The following is a 16,828-nucleotide window of genomic DNA, read 5'->3' on the forward strand; positions in this document are numbered from 1 at the left end:
CCAAGAGGGCGGGCTCGACAGGTTGTATACAATCATGACTGAAATCAATAGTCTCGGCGCACAAACCGCGATCAGCCCCCAGGCCATCAAGGCCGGCATGACCGGCGAACTGCTGCGCCTGGCGCAGCCGCAGCCCGGTTTGATGGCCCCCGGCGAGACCGCGCAGGCCGAGGTCATTTCGTTGCGCCAGGTGGGCCAGGACTTCCAGCTAGTGCTGCGCCTGATGCAGGCCAACGGCGCCCAGACCCAACTGCAGGCCAGCGCCAGCCAGCCTCTGCCCCAGGGCAGCCAGGTCACGGTCAGCCAGACTGAAAGCAATCGCCTGGCGATCATGCTGCAGCAGGCCAGTTCCAGCCAAATCACCACCCTCACCCGCTTGGATACCAACAAGGTGCCGGTCGGCACCCTGCTGCAGGGCAAGGTCCTGACCAACCAGGCACTGGCTCAGGCGCCCGGCCAGCCCGCCATCTATCGAGCGCTGGTCAGCTTGCTCAACAGTGCCCAGGCCGGCGCTACCCTGACCGTGGACAGCCCGCGCCCGCTGGCCGTCGGCAGCCTGCTCAGCGCACAGGTGCAGGGCGACCAGTCGCTGCGCTTCGTGCCGCTCAGTAGCCGCCAGGACCAGCTCAGCATTGCCCAGCAGCTGCTTGCCCAGCAAAACCGCCAGGCCTCGCTAAGCGGCCTACTCAATGCCCTGCAACAGCTCAGCCGTGACCCAGGTGCCGACGGCGAGCTGCGCAGCAGCGCTGAACGCCTGCTGGCAAGCCTGCCGGACGCTAAACAACTGGGCGATACCAAGGCGCTCGCCCAGGCCCTGAACAACAGCGGCACCTTTCTTGAAGCAAAACTGCTGGGCGGCTTCCCCGCCACTGTCGCCACCGACCTCAAGGCCAACCTGCTGCGGTTGATGGCCCAGGCCCCAGCAAGCATGCCTGGCGCGCCTAACCTGGCCGCCGCCAGCCTGGCCGCGACCATGCCAATGCTGGCGCGCAGTGCGCTGGGCATGCTTGAACGGGTCACCCCCAAGCTACAGCCGGGTGCGTTCCCACTGCCGTCGCGCCTGCTCAAAGCCATGGAGGAAGAAGGCGACCTGCAACAACTGCTGCGCCTGGCCGCAGCGGCCATTTCGCGCCTGCAAAGCCACGCCATGAGCAGCCTGCAACAAACCGGCAACCTGGAAAACGGCAACCTGCAGACCACCTGGCAAACCGAAGTGCCGATCCGCCACGGCCAGGAGTTCATCCCGCTGCAGGTCAAACTACAGCGCGAGGAAACGCCACAACAGCAGGCCGACCGCCAGCAGGAACCGTCGGACCCGCTGCAAGCCCTGTGGCGCATCGAACTGGCCTTCGACCTGCCGCCCCTTGGCCCTCTGCAGGTGCAGGCGCAACTGAACCAAGGCCGCTTGAGCGGCCAGCTGTGGGCCGAACGCGAACAAACCGCGCGGCTGATCGACACCCAACTCAGCGCCCTGCGCGAACGCCTGCTGGCGCGCGGCCTGGATGTCGGCGACCTGGAATGCCACCCCGGCACGCCACCACAAGGCCCGCGCACACGGGTAGAGCAACGCTGGGTGGATGAAAACGCATGAGCCAGAACGACACGCGCCAGGCCATTGCCCTGACCTACGACGGCCAGCAGGCCCCTACGCTCAGCGCCAAAGGCGACGATGCGCTGGCCGAGGCCATCCTGGCCCTGGCTCGCGAACACGAGGTGCCGATTTACGAAAACGCCGAGCTGGTGCGCCTGCTGGCGCGCCTGGAACTGGGCGAGCAGGTCCCTGAGGCGCTGTACCTGACCATTGCCGAAATCATTGCCTTTGCCTGGCACCTGCGCGGCAAGGTTCCGGTGGGTTTCAGTGACGAGCCTGCCGCGCCACGCGACGTTAGCCCCGCTCCCCCTGGCGCCAACAGGTAACTATCTACCACCCCTTCCAGCGCTGCCCGTTCAGCCTTGCCATCCCTTTAATGAGCAAGGTGTTGATCATGTCCACAAGCCGCATCAATGCTGCTGGCGTGCAGTATGTCGTCGACCAGCTGAGCCACATTCCCCGCCCGGATCGCGCAGCCAGCCAGGCGATCCGCGAATGGCTCAAGCAGCAGGGCCACGAAGCCGACCCCGACCAGATCGACGTCGTGACCCTGCATTACCATGCCGAAACCCCCGGCAATTACCTGGCGGCTGTCAGTCAATCCATGAGCCTGACCCAGGCGGTACTGGGCAACTGGCAAGGCGAATCCGCCAACGACCTGTTCGGTGCACTGTTCCGCGCCCCTTGGGCCGGTTCGCTGCCCGACGGCGCAATACGGCTGGTCGAAGCCCTGCCAGCCCCGGCGTTCAACCATTACGGCGAGCCATTCGGCATTTTCAATGGCCTGTTCCGCCGCACTGAGCCGCAGCGCTATGACGCGACAACGCATCTACCGGTAGCCGCCGAGGCGTTTCAGGCCTTCATCGAAGCGCTGGACTTCCACACCCCCTTCAAGCAGCAGTTGGACAGCTACTGGCGTGAGCATCTGCCAGGCCACCGCCTGGCCTGCAAGCTGAACTTCATCGCCGCCTGCAACCAGCAGGTCAGTGAGGGCAGCCTGAGCGAGGCAGCGCAAACGCTGATCTGGCAAGCGGCGGGGTTGCAGCCACCCGCCGGTGCCTTTCGCATGAGCACCCTGAACATCTACGGCTACGCGGCCACCGACCTGCTCTACCTCAAAGCGCCGGCCAGCGACCTCACGGTGCTTTACCTGCCCGGTAACCGGTCGCCGCTGCTGGAGTTCGCCAGCGAAGGGCTGATGAAGGACTGGCTCGGCGAGCAGTGCAAAGACCCGGCCAAGCGCCAAGCGCTCAAGCAGCACTTCCGGCTGGCCGACCGCCGCCAGGGCCTCGACTTCAGTGGGCTGGACACCGCGCTGGAGGGCCTTGGCGCCTACCCCAATACCCACCGCCTACCGCCTGAACACGGCTACTTCAATGACGACGGCGTGTGGCCTCCCCGCCTTTACGTCAACTACCACCCTGGTAAGTACAACCCCAGGATCACCGGCGACCTGTTCCAGGCCATGGCCGAGCGCCAGCGCCAACGCAGTTACGACGATGCCGACTACCTCATTACCCGCGACAGCGATGTCACCAAGGCCAAGTGGCGGGGTTACCTGGTAACCACGCTGAACCTGCTGGCGCCTTTGTGCCTGGTGGTACCGGGCCTGGCGCCGCTGCTGGCGGTTGGCGGCATCGCCCAGTTGGGGTTTGGTCTGGACCAAGCCATCAATGGCCAGACGCTGCAAGAGCAGCAGGAAGGTGTCGGCAACATCACCTGGGGCGTTTTCAATGCGTTGCCCTTGGCCTTGGGCGCCGCCAACCGGGCCAAGGCGCTGTTCGAGTTCAAGGGCGACGGCTTCGTGCCACCCAGCCGCCTCAACGAGCAGATTGGCTACCCGTTGAGCCCGGTTTCGCCGCCGCGCTGGCCCGAGCCCGAGGGCGCTGCCTATTTCCATACCCGCGACCCCATCCCGTCACTGCCCGACGGTGACCCCGCCATTGCCGATTCAGTCATCAGGGTGCCGCTCTACGACGGCGCGGTCGACACCCTCGATGCACGGATAGACACCTACAACGATCGCGTGGTGTACGACATGGAACGGGACGTGTTCATCCGCGAACAAGACCTCAACGAGGTCGACCCGGCAGGTTACATCGCCCAGGAAGGTCACATGGACCTGCAGCCTGCCCCCGCCGGCCGCACTGTGACCAACGCCATGCGCATGCGCAGCTTGCGGGCGCTGGGCGTCGACCTGCCACTGCCGGTGGAAATCCCTTCTTTGCCGGTAGGCAGCACGCCGATACCCAAGCAGATTTCTTGCCTGTGGGTGGGCGATAAGGTCATCGCCCCGTACCTGGTGGCCAACCTGGCCAGCAACGCCACGCGCTTACAGGGCACCGAGTACGACCTGCGTTTGTTCCTCTCCAGTGCTGCGCCGGAGGCCTACGCCGAAAACCTGCGCTTGCTGGAAGCACAGGCGCCTGGGCTGCAAGTGCTACCGCTGGAAGAACAAGCTTTCTTCAGGGCCTTTCGCCAAAGCAAGTTCTACGCCCAGTACAACGCGGCGCTGGACGGCAATGGCGGCATCGCCAGCAACTATGCATCGGCGTCCGACGTGCTGCGTTACCCGATGCTGCACCATGAAGGGGGGTTGTACATGGATGTGGATGATGCGCTGCTGGCGCCCGCTGAGTCTGCGCAGGCGATCAACCAGGTCGACCTGCTGGCAGCTTCCGATGGTTTGCTACTGGCGCCGCCAATGTCCAATGAAAAGCTGGGCATGAACTGCCTGTACAACTCCAGCCTCATCGGCAGCCAGCCCGGCAACCCACTGCTGGAAGCGATTTCCGAAGAGATGCATGCGCGCTACCAGAACAACCTGGACTTCTATGACAGCAAACCCAGCCTGAGCCAGGACCCGGCCAATTTCTACCGCTACGCCAACCGCCTCAGCCGCCTGACCGGCCCGGCCCTGCTCACGGATGTGGTGGACCGCCACCTGCCCGCGCTGCGCACGCTCAGGCAAATTACCAACCTGTGCATCATGCCGCGGATCAATGCCTACCAATTCGTCGACCTGCCAGGGGCACAGCAGGCGATGGATACGCTGTTACCCCTCAACCGGTTCGCTAAGGTCGGCGCGAATCATTCCTGGAGCAGAACGTAGCTGTTGGTACAAGCCAGGCTACGCGCTTTCGCCGCGATGCAGTTTGCTCATCAGCTCCGCCTCGGCCTGGGTCAGGCCGCAGCTTTCGGTCAGCTCGGCCACGCTGGCGCCCATGCCTACCAGCTTGGCCGCCTGGCTGAAAGTCACATTGCTGGGGTCGCGCTGCTCCAGCTGCTGGATTTTGTCTGGCAGCGGCGCAACCGCCACGCTCAACTCGTGCAGCGCTTCGCCCATGCGCACGTTACCGTTCTGGTAATCGTCCAGGCGCTTGGCCAGGTCCTTGATGCGCTGGTCACGCAGGGCATCGCCCTCGGCCTGCTGCGCGGCCAACTCGCGCTGGCGCTTGCTGTAGTTAAGAAAAAACCACAGGCTCAGCGCCCAGACCAACGCCAGGAAGATGACAGCAACCTCTAGGATCAACTCAGATATTCTCCAGCTCGGACCACTCTTCCTCGGTCATCATCTTGTCCAGCTCGACCAGGATCAGCAGTTCACCGTTTTTGTTGCACACGCCCTGGATGAACTTGGCCGACTCTTCGTTACCCACGTTCGGTGCGGTCTCGATCTCGGATTGGCGCAGGTACACCACCTCGGCCACGCTGTCGACCAGGATGCCGACCACTTGCTTGTCAGCCTCGATGATGACGATACGGGTATTGTCGGTGACTTCGGTCGGCATCAGGCCAAAGCGCTGGCGGGTGTCGATCACGGTCACCACGTTGCCGCGCAGGTTGATGATGCCCAGCACGTAGCTTGGCGCACCCGGCACCGGGGCGATCTCGGTGTAGCGCAACACTTCCTGCACCTGCATCACGTTGATGCCGTAGGACTCGTTGTCCAAACGGAAGGTAACCCACTGCAGGATCGGATCTTCAGAACCTTGTGCGGACGACTTTTTCATTCCCCTACCCTCAAAATCCGCCATTGGCGGTGTGTTCGGTGTCATTTCTGTTTGGCATGCATCTGCTTGACCGCGCCGCTGGCGATCAGCTCGGCCAGTGCGGCGACGTCGAGCAGTGCACACATGTGTTCGATCACCGTGCCGGCCAGCCACGGGCGCTGGCCACGCTGGCTGCGCCACTTGATCTCGGACGGCTCCAGGCGCAGCGAGCGGCTGACCTGATGCACGGCCAGCCCCCATTCATAGCCCTGCACGGAAATCACGTATTGCAGGCCTTGGCGAAAATCTTCGCGGTAGCGGTCGGGCATCACCCAACGCGCCGTGTCCAGCACCTTCAGGTTACCGGCCTGGCACGTGAGGATGCCGAGGAACCAGTCGGGCTGGCCGAACAGCGGCGTCAGTTCCTGGCCGGCCAGGGTGTAGATCGAGCCCAGGCACACCAGCGGCACCGCCAGGGTCAAGCCGGCGACGTCGAACAGCAGGCATTCGAACGGCTCGGCCGCCCAGGCCGGGCGGCCATCGACGGTTGTCGGTGGCTCCGGCAGGTTGGGCGCAGGCAGGTGCACATCCACCAGCGGCACCGCCGGTTCCACGGTTTGTTCTACGACCTTTACCGCAAGGGTGGCCTCGGCCACCTGCTTCTGCTCGACCACCGCCACCACTGGCGCTTGCACCGGCAATACGCTGGGCAATACCGCTAACTTCGGTTCGGCGAAGGGTCGAGCCTTGGCAGCGGCCTCGGCCGGCCCCAGGGCATCACGCGTCTGCTCCTCGCGCACCGCTTCGGCGAACGCGTCCGCCGTGGCCGGGGGCTCGACCAGCTCTTCGGCCTCGGTGGCTTCCTGCAGCAGGCCGTCGAGGTAAGATTGCAGGGCCATTTGTGGCCGGGTACTGGTTTGCCGGGTCTGGGTCATCAGGCCACCTGCGCTGCGGTCTTGTAGGTCAACAGGTGCTTGAGCAGCGCCCGGTAGGCGATCAACCCCCGGCTCTTGCTGTCGAACTGCGAGGGCGTGACACCCTTGCGGCTGGCATCGCGCAAGCGGGTATCAACCGGAATGTAGCCCTGCCACACCTGCTGGCCGTAGGTATCACGCAGCAGCTTGAGGGTGCCCAGCGAGGCTTGGGTACGGCGGTCGAACAAAGTCGGCACGATCTGGTAGGGCAGCGCCTGCTTGCGCGAGCGGTTGACCATGGCCAGGGTCCCGACCATGCGCTCCAGCCCCTTCACCGCCAAAAATTCGGTTTGCACCGGGATCACCAACTGCTGGCTGGCTGCCAGAGCATTGACCATCAGCACACCCAGCAAGGGTGGGCTGTCGATCAGCGCATAGTCGAAGTCCTGCCACAGCTGCGCCAGACTCTTGGCGATCACCAGGCCCAGGCCATTCTGCCCCGGCGACTGGCGCTCCAGCACTGCCAGTGCGGTACTCGACGGCAGCAGCGAAATGCGCTCGTCACTGGTGGGCAGCAGCAATTGCCCAGGCAGCCCATCGGGCACTGTACCCTTGTGCAGGAACAGGTCGTAGCAGCTGTGCTCCAGGGCATCGGGGTTGTGCCCGAAATAGCTGGTCATCGAGCCGTGCGGGTCGAGGTCGACGACGACCACACGCTTGCCGGCCTCGGCCAGCAGGCCGGCCAGGGCGATGGTAGTGGTGGTCTTGCCGACGCCACCTTTTTGATTGGCTACTGCCCAGACTCTCATCAAGCAAACTCTATCTATTGATTTGGCAGGGACACTGTAGGGGGCAACTGTCTTGCTCAAAAATTTAAAAGCTCGCGCGATCAGTGTGGAAGCGGGTTTACCCGCGAACACCGGCGCAGCCGGTGCCATGCACCGTGTCGCCTTCTTCGCGGGTAAACCCGCTCCCACAGGGATCGCCGACAATCTCATCAACTCGATAACGGTGACAGAGAATTGACGAGTTACTGCCCCACCACCGTTGCTGGCGTTGCCGGTGCACTTTGTGTGCCAGCCCGGCGCAGTGCCGCATCCGGCGTGGCATGGGCGCTGCCCGAGCCGGTCAGGCTGCGGCGCACTTCGAGGTTGCGCGAAATCACCAGCACCACACGGCGGTTGCGCGCACGCCCGTCAGCCGTGTCGTTGCCGGCCACCGGCTGGTACTCGCCATAGCCCACCGAAGCCATGCGCGCCGGGTTCACCCCTTCCATGGCCAGCAGGCGCACGATGCTTGCCGCCCGCGCCGACGACAGCTCCCAGTTGGTCGGGTACTGCGCGGTGCGAATTGGCAGGTTGTCGGTAAAGCCTTCGACATGCACCGGGTTGGCGAACGGCTTGAGGATGTTGGCCACCTTCTCGATGATGGCAAACGCCTTGTCGCTGGGCATGGCATCGCCGCTGCCAAACAGCAGCGAAGAATTGAGCTCGATCTCGATCCACAACTCATTGCCGCGCACGGTCATCTGGTTGCTATTGATCAGGTCGCCAAAGGCATCGCGCACGTCATCGCTGATGGTTTTCAGCGGGTCGACATGGGTGGCCGCAAGGCCGGCTTCGGTCTGCTCGCTGTCCTTCACCAGCGGTTCGGCGGGGCGCACACTCAGCGGCTGCTGTTCACCAATGGGAATCGGCTTCATGCTGCGTTCTGGGTCGTTGAACACCCCCAACAACGCCTGGGAAATGACCTTGTACTTGCCCTCGTTGATCGAGGAAATCGAGTACATCACCACAAAAAACGCAAACAGCAAGGTGATGAAGTCAGCATACGACACCAGCCAGCGTTCGTGGTTTTCCGGTTCCTCGGTATGACGTCGACGGCGCATGGGTTACTCCATGAAGCCTTGCAGCTTCATCTCGATCGAGCGCGGGTTTTCGCCCTCGGCAATCGACAGCAGGCCTTCGAGCAGCATCTCGCGGTAGCGCGACTGGCGCATGACAATGGCCTTGAGTTTGCTGGCAACCGGCAGCAGCACCAGGTTGGCGCTGGCCACGCCGTAAATGGTGGCAACGAAGGCCACAGCAATGCCGTTGCCCAGCTGCGACGGGTCGGCCAGGTTGCCCATCACGTGAATCAGGCCCATCACCGCACCGATGATGCCGATGGTCGGCGCGTAGCCGCCCATGCTCTCGAACACTTTGGCGGCCTGGATATCACGGCTTTCCTGGGTCAGAAAGTCAACTTCAAGGATGCTGCGGATAGCTTCCGGCTCGGCGCCGTCCACCAGCAGTTGCAGGCCCTTGCGCGCATACGGGTCAGGCTCGGCATCCGCCACCCCCTCCAGGCCCAGCAGGCCTTCCTTGCGCGCGGTCAGGCTCCAGTTGACGACACGGTCGATCCCGCCAGCCAGGTCGACCCGTGGCGGGAACAGGATCCAGCGCAGAATCTGCAAGGCGCGCTTGAAAGACGACAGTGGCGACTGCAGCAATGCCGCCGCCAAGGTGCCACCCAACACAATCAGCGCCGCCGGGCCATTGACCAGGGCGCCGACATGGCCGCCTTCAAGGAAGTTGCCACCGACAATGGCAACAAAGGCAAGGATCAGGCCAATCAGGCTGAGCACGTCCATCAGACGCACGCCTCCACCAGGTGCTTGCCGATTTCATCCAGGCTGTACACCGCGTCGGCCAGGTTGGCCTTGACGATGGCCATGGGCATGCCATAGATCACGCAGCTGGCTTCATCCTGGGCCCACACTGTGCTGCCGCCCTGCTTGAGCAGGCGCGCGCCTTCGCGGCCATCGGCACCCATGCCGGTGAGCACCACCGACAGCACCTTGTCGCCATACGACTTGGCCGCCGAGCCGAAGGTAATGTCCACGCACGGCTTGTAGTTCAGGCGCTCGTCACCGGGCAAGATCTTCACCGTGCCACGGCCGTCGATCATCATTTGCTTGCCGCCGGGTGCCAGCAGGGCTAGGCCTGGGCGCAGCAGGTCGCCGTCCTCGGCCTCCTTGACGCTGATGCGGCACAGCTTGTCCAGGCGCTCGGCAAAGGCTTTGGTGAACGCCGCCGGCATGTGTTGAATCAACACGATCGGTGCCGGGAAGTTGGCTGGCAACTGGGTCAGCACCCGCTGCAGAGCAACTGGGCCACCTGTGGAGGTGCCGATGGCTACCAGTTTATAAGGCTTGCGCTTGGGTGCCGGCGAGTGCGCTGGCGCCGCTGCCGGGGCCGGCGCACGGGCAGGCACGGGCGGGCGCACCGGCGCCGGGCTGCTGAGGCTGCTGGCCGTGGCGTGGCCGCTGGCCGGCGCAGGCGCGGCAACCGGCGCGTGGCTGGCGTAGCTGCCGAAACGGCGGTTGCTGCGGGAAATGGTATGCACCTTCTCGCACAACAGCTGCTTGACCTTGTCGGGGTTGCGCGAAATGTCCTCGAAGTTTTTCGGCAGGTAATCCACCGCACCGGCATCCAGTGCATCGAGGGTGACACGGGCGCCTTCATGGGTCAGCGACGAGAACATCAACACCGGCGTCGGGCAGCGCTGCATGATGTGCCGCACCGCGGTGATGCCGTCCATCATGGGCATTTCGTAGTCCATGGTGATGACATCGGGCTTGAGCGCCAGCGCCTGGTCGATTGCTTCCTTGCCGTTGGTCGCGGTACCCACTACCTGGATCGTCGGATCCGCCGAGAGGATTTCCGAGACGCGGCGGCGGAAGAAACCGGAATCATCCACCACCAGGACCTTGACTGCCATAAACACTCCATTAGGCGGCGCAACCCGCCAGGGTGCGCCACCGAAATCAAATACGCCGCGCGGCGTAACGCTTGAGCATGCTCGGGACGTCGAGAATCAACGCGATGCGACCGTCACCGGTGATGGTGGCCCCGGACATGCCCGGGGTGCCCTGCAACATCTTGCCCAGCGGCTTGATGACCACTTCTTCCTGACCCACCAGTTGATCGACGACAAAACCGATGCGTTGGGTGCCGACCGAGAGGATCACCACGTGGCCCTCATGCTGCTCTTCGTGCACCTGGCCCTGTACCAGCCAGCGCTTGAGGTAGAACAGTGGCAGCGCCTTGTCGCGCACGATCACCACTTCCTGGCCGTCGACCACGTTGGTGCGCGACAGGTCGAGGTGGAAGATCTCGTTGACGTTGACCAGCGGGAAGGCGAACGCCTGATTAGCCAGCATCACCATCAAGGTAGGCATGATCGCCAGGGTCAGCGGCACTTTGATGACGATCTTCGAGCCCTGGCCCTTGGCCGAGTAGATATTGATCGAGCCATTGAGCTGGGAAATCTTGGTCTTCACCACGTCCATGCCCACGCCACGGCCAGACACGTCAGAAATCTCGGTCTTGGTCGAGAAGCCCGGCGCAAAGATCAGGTTGTAGCAGTCCGACTCACTCAGGCGCTCGGCGGCGTCCTTGTCCATCAGGCCCTTTTCCACGGCCTTGGCGCGCAGGATGTTCGGGTCCATGCCCTTGCCGTCGTCAGAAATCGACAGCAGGATGTGGTCGCCTTCCTGTTCGGCCGACAGCACCACCCGGCCAGTGCGCGCCTTGCCAGCGGCCTCGCGCTCGTCGGGCATCTCGACACCATGGTCAACCGCGTTGCGCACCAAGTGCACCAACGGGTCGGCCAGGGCCTCGACCAGGTTCTTGTCGAGGTCGGTCTCTTCACCGACCAGCTCCAGGTTGATCTCTTTCTTCAGCTGCCGGGCCAGGTCGCGGACCAGGCGCGGGAAGCGGCCGAAAACTTTCTTGATCGGCTGCATGCGGGTTTTCATCACCGCGGTCTGCAGGTCGGCTGTGACCACGTCGAGGTTGGACACGGCCTTGGACATGGCCTCGTCGCCGCTGTTCAGGCCCAGGCGCACCAGGCGGTTACGCACCAGCACCAGTTCGCCGACCATATTCATGATCTCGTCCAGGCGCGCGGTGTCGACCCGCACGGTGGTTTCCGCTTCGCTGACTGCATGCTTGTCGGCGGCCGGTGCTGGCGCGCGCGCTGCTGGGGCCGGCTTGGTGGCTGGCGCCGGGGCCGGGGCCGGGGCCGCTGGCTGTGCAACCGGCTGGCGGTCGGCTTTGCCCGCAGCAGGTGCCTGCACCTTGGCCGCAGTTGGGGCTTCGACGGCGGCAACGTCGCCGCCGAACTTGCCCTTACCGTGCAACTGGTCGAGCAACGCCTCGAACTCGTGCTCGCTGATTTCATCGCTGGCTGCGGCAGTTGCACTGGCCTCGGCCACGGCAGGTGCCGGCGCCTTGACGGCAGGCAAAGCATCGGCCTGGAAAGTGCCCTTGCCGTGCAGTTGGTCCAACAGCGACTCGAATTCATCGTCGGTGATTTCGTCGCTGGCCGCTTCCACCGTGCTGGTGGCCGCTGGCACGGCGACCTCGGCGCTGAACTGGCCTTTGCCGTGCAACTGGTCGAGCAACGACTCGAACTCGGCGTCGGTGATGTCATCGCCTTCGCCGCTGAGGGTCTCGCCCTGCAGTTGCTCATCGGCTTCGGCTTGCGCCTTGACCGCATCGAGCGAATCGAGCAGCTGCTCGAACTCGCTGTCGGTAATGTCCTGTGCCTCGGCCACCGGCGCCGGCGCCGCAGGCTCTGGCGCTGCCGGGGCTTCGGCAGCACCGGGTTCGGCCAGGCGTGACAATGCCGCCAGCAGCTCGGGGGTAGCCGGGGTCACGTCACCACGCTCGCGCACCTGGCCAAACATGCTGTTGACCGTATCCAATGCCTCGAGCACCACATCCATCAGTTCCGCATCGACCCGGCGCTCACCTTTGCGCAGGACGTCAAACACGTTCTCGGCGATGTGGCAGCACTCCACCAGCTCGTTCAGCTGAAGGAAGCCGGCGCCCCCTTTTACAGTGTGGAAACCGCGAAAGATCGCATTGAGCAGGTCGGCATCGTCGGGCCGGCTTTCCAGCTCGACCAGTTGCTCGGACAGTTGCTCAAGAATTTCGCCGGCTTCTACCAGGAAATCCTGGAGGATTTCTTCATCGGCGCCGAAGCTCATCAAACGTGCTCCTTAAAAACCCAGGCTGGACAGCAAATCATCGACATCGTCCTGACCGGACACGACGTCTTCACGCTTATCGGCATGAATCTGCGGACCTTCACCCCGAGTCGGATGTTTTTCTAGATCTTTTTCTGCGCGCAATTGATCGTGGTCATGCTGGATGCCGGCAAAGCGGTCCACCTGGCTGGCCATCAGCACCAATTTCAGCAGGTTGCTCTCCACCTCGGTCACCAACGTGGTGACGCGCTTGATCACCTGGCCGGTCAGGTCTTGGTAGTCCTGGGCCAACAGAATGTCGTTGAGGTGGCCGGCGACCTTGCGGTTGCCTGCGGCACTGTGCGTCAGGAAACTGTCGACGCGTTTGACCAGGTCACGGAATTCCGGCGCAGCCACTTCGCGGCGCATGAAGCGCTGCCAATCAGTACTCAAGGCCTTGGCCTCGCTGGCCAGGTCGTTGAGCACCGGGGTGCTTTCTTCGACCAGGTCCATGGTGCGGTTAGCCGCGCCCTCGGTGAGCTTGACCACGTAGGACAAGCGCTCGGTGGCGTCGGTTATCTGCGACACCTCTTCAGCCTGGGGCATGGTCGGGTCGATCTGGAAGCTGACGATGGCACTGTGCAGCTCGCGCGTCAGTTTGCCCACTTCCTGGTACAGACCGCGGTCGCGGGTTTGGTTCAGCTCGTGAATCAGCTGTACCGCCTCGCCAAAACGGCCCCGCTCCAGGCTCTCGACCAGCTCCTGGGCATGCTTCTTCAGGGTCGATTCGAACTCGCCCAAAGAGGTTTGTGATGATTCCATGGCGCGCCCCCTGACGTGACTCAGCCGTTGACGCGTTCGAAGATCTTCTCGATCTTTTCTTTGAGCACCTGGGCGGTGAACGGCTTGACCACGTAACCATTGACGCCGGCCTGGGCCGCTTCAATGATCTGGTCACGCTTGGCTTCGGCAGTCACCATCAGGACCGGCATGGTTTTCAGCTTGTCGCTGGCACGCACTTTACGCAGCAGGTCGATGCCGGACATGCCAGGCATGTTCCAGTCGGTCACCAGGAAGTCGTAGTGGCCGTTTTCCAGCATCGGCAACGCCGTGGTGCCGTCGTCGGCTTCGTCCGTGTTGGTGAAGCCAAGGTCACGCAACAGGTTCTTGATGATCCGCCGCATCGTCGAAAAGTCGTCAACGATGAGGATTTTCATATCTTTGTTCAAGTAGACCTCCAAGCAGTCTCAAACGCGCTCGGCCCCGAGCGCGCATTCAATCAATTCGGTGCAACATGGAAAACGCACGTGGAAAACGACTGCAACGATAGCGGGCTCAACGCGCCCGCCATTCTCCCAGGCGGCTGCGCAGGCGCGCGGCGCACTGGCTGTGCAGCTGGCTGACCCGCGACTCACTGACCCCAAGCACCTCGCCGATTTCCTTAAGGTTCAGCTCTTCGTCGTAGTACAGCGCCAGTACCAGGCGTTCACGCTCCGGCAGGTTGGCGATGGCCTCGGTCAGGGCAACCTGGAAGCGCTCGTCCTCCAGGCCTCGTGCAGGCTCGACCTGGCCACTGGCACCATCCTCATGCAGCCCTTCGTGCTCGCCGTCCTGCAGCAGGTCGTCGAAACTGAACAGGCGGCTGCCCAGGGTATCGTTCAAGATCCCGTAGTAATCATCGAGACTCAATTGGAGTTCGGCAGCAACTTCATGATCTTTAGCGTCGCGACCGGTTCTGGCTTCAACGGCACGCATCGCATCGCTGACCATGCGGGTATTACGGTGCACCGAACGGGGTGCCCAATCGCCCTTGCGCACTTCGTCGAGCATGGCCCCGCGAATGCGGATGCCGGCATAGGTTTCGAAACTGGCGCCCTTGCTGGCGTCGTATTTGTTGGCCACTTCCAGCAGGCCAATCATGCCGGCCTGGATCAGGTCTTCGACCTGCACGTTGGCCGGCAGACGCGCCAGCAGGTGGTAGGCGATGCGCTTGACCAGCGGGGCGTAGCGTTCGATCAGCTCGTACTGGGCGTCTTTCGATGCCCGGCTGTACATCTTGAAACCGCTCGCACTCATAGCACGGGACCCGCGCTGGTGGGCTGCACCAGGCGCTCGACAAAGAACTCCAGGTGGCCACGCGGGTTGGCCGGCAGCGGCCAGCTGTCGACCTTCTGGGCAATCGCCTTGAAGGCCAGCGCACACTTGGAGCGGGGGAAGGCTTCGTAGACCGCGCGCTGCTTCTGCACGGCCTTGCGCACACATTCGTCATAAGGCACTGCGCCCACGTACTGCAGGGCAACGTCGAGGAAGCGGTCGGTGACCTTGGTCAGCTTGGCGAACAGGTTGCGCCCTTCCTGCGGGCTTTGCGCCATGTTGGCCAGTACCCGGAAGCGGTTCATGCCGTAGTCGCGGTTGAGCAGCTTGATCAGGGCGTAGGCGTCGGTGATCGAGGTGGGTTCGTCGCACACCACCAGCAGCACTTCCTGGGCAGCACGGACGAAGCTGACTACCGAGTCACCAATACCGGCAGCGGTGTCGATCACCAGCACGTCGAGGTTGTCACCGACTTCGCTGAATGCCTGGATCAGGCCGGCATGCTGGGCCGGGGCCAGGTGCACCATGCTCTGGGTGCCCGAGGCCGCCGGCACGATGCGCACACCACCAGGGCCCTGCAGCATCACGTCGCGCAGTTCGCAGCGCCCTTCGATGACATCGGCCAGGGTGCGTTTGGGGGTAAGGCCCAGCAACACGTCGACGTTGGCCAAGCCCAGGTCGGCGTCGAGCAGCATGACTCTGCGGCCAAGCTCAGCCAACGCCAGGGACAGGTTCACTGAAACGTTAGTTTTGCCGACGCCACCTTTGCCACCGGTCACGGCGATAACCTGTACGGGATGCATGCTACCCATGTCTGTTCTTTACCTTGTCTCGCTGGGACTCAGGCCACACGTAGGGCAATTCTGCGTACCCTTTGGCATAGCTACCTTGCACACACTTCATCATCAACCCGCTCGCCTTGGGTTGTGATAGAGATCAGCGAACATGTCGGCCATGGCCTCTTCGCTGGGCTCGTCCTGCTGCTGCACATTGACCGCACGGGTAATCAGCTGGTGCCCCCGCGGCAGGTGCAGGTCGTCCGGAATGCGCGGCCCATCGGTCAGATAGGCCACTGGCAGTTCATGACTGATGGCAAGGCTCAGCACATCGCCAAGGCTTGCCGTTTCATCGAGTTTGGTCAGGATGCAACCGGCCAGGCCACAGCGCTTGTAGCTGTGGTAGGCGGCGGTCAGCACCTGCTTCTGGCTGGTGGTGGCCAGTACCAGGTAGTTCTTCGCGGCAATGCCACGCCCGGCCAGGGTTTCCAGTTGCATGCGCAGGGCCGGGTCACTGGCCTGCAGACCGGCGGTATCGATCAGCACCACGCGCTTGCGCAGCAGCGGCTCCAGCGCCGCCGCCAGCGACTGCCCCGGGTCGACATAAGTCACCGGCACATTGAGGATGCGGCCCAAGGTCTTGAGCTGCTCCTGGGCACCGATGCGGAAGCTGTCCATGCTCACCAGCGCCAGGTTCTGCGCGCCGTACTTGAGCACATAGCGGGCGGCCAGCTTGGCCAGGGTGGTGGTTTTGCCCATGCCGGCCGGGCCGACCATGGCAATCACACCGCCCTCTTCGATCGGCTCGACCTCGGGGATTTCGATCATCCGCGCCAGGTGCGCCAGCAGCATGCGCCAGGCCTGGCGTGGCTCTTCGATTTCGGCGGTCAGGTCCAGTAGCTCGCGCGCGATCGGGCCGGACAGGCCGATGCGCTGCAGGCGGCGCCAGAGCGTGGCCTGCTGCGGCTTGCTGCCCTGCAGTTGGGACCAGGCCAACGAACCGAGCTGCACTTCCAGCAGCTCGCGCAGGCCCGACAGCTCGGTGCGCATGGCATCGAACAGGCGCGGGTCGACCGGCGCCTGCGCCGGGGCTGCAGCGGCGGCCTGCGGGGCATCGACGTGCGGCTCGATCAGCGGCTCGGCAGCGGTCAGCGGCTGCCCGGCGAACAATTGGCGGTTGTTGTCGCTGCTGTCCGGGCGATGGTCCAGCTCGGCCTGGGCAGTGGCGATGCGCGTATGGGTCTTGCGCAGCTCTTCTTCCAGCTCGGCATTGGGCACCCGCGGGGCCAGGGCGGACAGCTTGTAGTCCAGCGCCGCCGTCAGCTCGACACCGCCAGCAATGCGGCGGTTGCCGATGATGGCGGCGTCGGCGCCCAGCTCATCACGGACCAGCTTCATGGCCTGACGCATATCGGCGGCGAAAAATCGCTTAACTTGCATTATCC

16 protein-coding genes are annotated in these 16,828 nt (G+C 63.6%); 3 read left to right on the forward strand and 13 right to left on the reverse strand.

The features are described from left to right. The first annotated feature begins 34 nt into the window (after nucleotides 1-34). From DV532_RS17455 to DV532_RS17465, 3 genes are all read left to right on the forward strand, one after another. A complete protein-coding gene (locus DV532_RS17455) occupies nucleotides 35-1,591 on the forward strand; it encodes a flagellar hook-length control protein FliK (protein WP_056805271.1) in 1,557 nt (518 codons plus the stop codon). Continuing rightward, entirely contained in the window at nucleotides 1,588-1,917 is a 330-nt protein-coding gene (locus DV532_RS17460; RefSeq protein WP_056805268.1) for an EscU/YscU/HrcU family type III secretion system export apparatus switch protein, read from the forward strand. Before DV532_RS17455 ends, DV532_RS17460 begins: the two co-directional genes overlap by 4 nt. Before the next feature lie 68 nt (nucleotides 1,918-1,985). Further along, nucleotides 1,986-4,703: a dermonecrotic toxin domain-containing protein gene (locus DV532_RS17465; protein ID WP_056805430.1), complete on the forward strand. Its 2,718-nt coding sequence runs from the start codon at nucleotides 1,986-1,988 to the stop codon at nucleotides 4,701-4,703. Between the two features lie 18 nt (nucleotides 4,704-4,721). Here the strand turns inward: DV532_RS17465 and DV532_RS17470 are convergent, their stop codons facing one another. From DV532_RS17470 to flhF, 13 genes are all read right to left on the reverse strand, one after another. Then, nucleotides 4,722-5,123: a DUF2802 domain-containing protein gene (locus DV532_RS17470; RefSeq protein ID WP_056805265.1), complete on the reverse strand. Its 402-nt coding sequence runs from the start codon at nucleotides 5,121-5,123 to the stop codon at nucleotides 4,722-4,724. A 1-nt stretch (nucleotide 5,124) separates the two neighbouring features. Continuing rightward, nucleotides 5,125-5,604: a chemotaxis protein CheW gene (locus DV532_RS17475; RefSeq protein ID WP_003254393.1), complete on the reverse strand. Its 480-nt coding sequence runs from the start codon at nucleotides 5,602-5,604 to the stop codon at nucleotides 5,125-5,127. Nucleotides 5,605-5,645: 41 nt separating this feature from the next. Then, nucleotides 5,646-6,518, reverse strand: a complete 873-nt coding sequence (locus DV532_RS17480; protein WP_056805264.1) for a CheW domain-containing protein — start codon at nucleotides 6,516-6,518, stop codon at nucleotides 5,646-5,648. Continuing rightward, nucleotides 6,518-7,306, reverse strand: a complete 789-nt coding sequence (locus DV532_RS17485; protein ID WP_056805263.1) for a ParA family protein — start codon at nucleotides 7,304-7,306, stop codon at nucleotides 6,518-6,520. The genes DV532_RS17480 and DV532_RS17485 overlap by 1 nt, the downstream gene beginning before the upstream one ends. 221 nt (nucleotides 7,307-7,527) lie before the next feature. Then, nucleotides 7,528-8,385, reverse strand: coding sequence for a flagellar motor protein MotD (gene motD / locus DV532_RS17495; RefSeq protein ID WP_056805260.1), 858 nt, complete (start codon nucleotides 8,383-8,385; stop codon nucleotides 7,528-7,530). 3 nt (nucleotides 8,386-8,388) lie between these two features. Then, on the reverse strand, nucleotides 8,389-9,129 hold the full coding sequence (locus tag DV532_RS17500) for a flagellar motor protein (protein WP_056805255.1): 741 nt from the start codon (nucleotides 9,127-9,129) through the stop codon (nucleotides 8,389-8,391). Continuing rightward, nucleotides 9,129-10,259, reverse strand: a complete 1,131-nt coding sequence (locus DV532_RS17505; protein ID WP_056805252.1) for a chemotaxis response regulator protein-glutamate methylesterase — start codon at nucleotides 10,257-10,259, stop codon at nucleotides 9,129-9,131. Before DV532_RS17505 ends, DV532_RS17500 begins: the two co-directional genes overlap by 1 nt. Nucleotides 10,260-10,305: 46 nt before the next feature. Continuing rightward, nucleotides 10,306-12,534: a chemotaxis protein CheA gene (locus tag DV532_RS17510; RefSeq protein WP_056805249.1), complete on the reverse strand. Its 2,229-nt coding sequence runs from the start codon at nucleotides 12,532-12,534 to the stop codon at nucleotides 10,306-10,308. A gap of 12 nt (nucleotides 12,535-12,546) precedes the next feature. Beyond that, a complete protein-coding gene (locus DV532_RS17515; protein WP_056805246.1) occupies nucleotides 12,547-13,335 on the reverse strand; it encodes a protein phosphatase CheZ in 789 nt (262 codons plus the stop codon). Nucleotides 13,336-13,355: 20 nt separating this feature from the next. Then, nucleotides 13,356-13,730 carry a chemotaxis response regulator CheY gene (locus DV532_RS17520; RefSeq protein ID WP_162241140.1) on the reverse strand — a complete coding sequence of 125 codons (375 nt, stop codon included), beginning with the start codon at nucleotides 13,728-13,730 and terminating at the stop codon, nucleotides 13,356-13,358. A 118-nt stretch (nucleotides 13,731-13,848) separates the two neighbouring features. Further along, nucleotides 13,849-14,589: an RNA polymerase sigma factor FliA gene (gene fliA / locus DV532_RS17525; RefSeq protein ID WP_056805242.1), complete on the reverse strand. Its 741-nt coding sequence runs from the start codon at nucleotides 14,587-14,589 to the stop codon at nucleotides 13,849-13,851. Then, entirely contained in the window at nucleotides 14,586-15,419 is an 834-nt protein-coding gene (gene fleN / locus DV532_RS17530; protein WP_039612698.1) for a flagellar synthesis regulator FleN, read from the reverse strand. The genes fliA and fleN overlap by 4 nt, the downstream gene beginning before the upstream one ends. Before the next feature lie 93 nt (nucleotides 15,420-15,512). Continuing rightward, a complete protein-coding gene (gene flhF / locus DV532_RS17535; protein WP_056805240.1) occupies nucleotides 15,513-16,823 on the reverse strand; it encodes a flagellar biosynthesis protein FlhF in 1,311 nt (436 codons plus the stop codon). Nucleotides 16,824-16,828: the final 5 nt, after the last annotated feature.

The organism is Pseudomonas sp. Leaf58, assembly GCF_003627215.1.
In the GTDB taxonomy this organism is placed as follows: domain Bacteria; phylum Pseudomonadota; class Gammaproteobacteria; order Pseudomonadales; family Pseudomonadaceae; genus Aquipseudomonas.

Bases quoted from the DNA above. Each gene is read 5' to 3' on its own strand.
- fliA (WP_056805242.1), bottom strand. From the start codon at position 14,589: ATGAGTGCGAGCGGTTTCAAGATGTACAGCCGGGCATCGAAAGACGCC.
- DV532_RS17480 (WP_056805264.1), bottom strand. From the start codon at position 6,518: ATGACCCAGACCCGGCAAACCAGTACCCGGCCACAAATGGCCCTGCAA.
- DV532_RS17460 (WP_056805268.1), top strand. From the start codon at position 1,588: ATGAGCCAGAACGACACGCGCCAGGCCATTGCCCTGACCTACGACGGC.
- DV532_RS17505 (WP_056805252.1), bottom strand. From the start codon at position 10,259: ATGGCAGTCAAGGTCCTGGTGGTGGATGATTCCGGTTTCTTCCGCCGC.
- flhF (WP_056805240.1), bottom strand. From the start codon at position 16,823: ATGCAAGTTAAGCGATTTTTCGCCGCCGATATGCGTCAGGCCATGAAG.
- DV532_RS17500 (WP_056805255.1), bottom strand. From the start codon at position 9,129: ATGGACGTGCTCAGCCTGATTGGCCTGATCCTTGCCTTTGTTGCCATT.
- motD (WP_056805260.1), bottom strand. From the start codon at position 8,385: ATGCGCCGTCGACGTCATACCGAGGAACCGGAAAACCACGAACGCTGG.
- DV532_RS17510 (WP_056805249.1), bottom strand. From the start codon at position 12,534: ATGAGCTTCGGCGCCGATGAAGAAATCCTCCAGGATTTCCTGGTAGAA.
- DV532_RS17465 (WP_056805430.1), top strand. From the start codon at position 1,986: ATGTCCACAAGCCGCATCAATGCTGCTGGCGTGCAGTATGTCGTCGAC.
- DV532_RS17455 (WP_056805271.1), top strand. From the start codon at position 35: ATGACTGAAATCAATAGTCTCGGCGCACAAACCGCGATCAGCCCCCAG.
- DV532_RS17485 (WP_056805263.1), bottom strand. From the start codon at position 7,306: ATGAGAGTCTGGGCAGTAGCCAATCAAAAAGGTGGCGTCGGCAAGACC.
- DV532_RS17475 (WP_003254393.1), bottom strand. From the start codon at position 5,604: ATGAAAAAGTCGTCCGCACAAGGTTCTGAAGATCCGATCCTGCAGTGG.
- DV532_RS17520 (WP_162241140.1), bottom strand. From the start codon at position 13,730: ATGAAAATCCTCATCGTTGACGACTTTTCGACGATGCGGCGGATCATC.
- fleN (WP_039612698.1), bottom strand. From the start codon at position 15,419: ATGGGTAGCATGCATCCCGTACAGGTTATCGCCGTGACCGGTGGCAAA.
- DV532_RS17515 (WP_056805246.1), bottom strand. From the start codon at position 13,335: ATGGAATCATCACAAACCTCTTTGGGCGAGTTCGAATCGACCCTGAAG.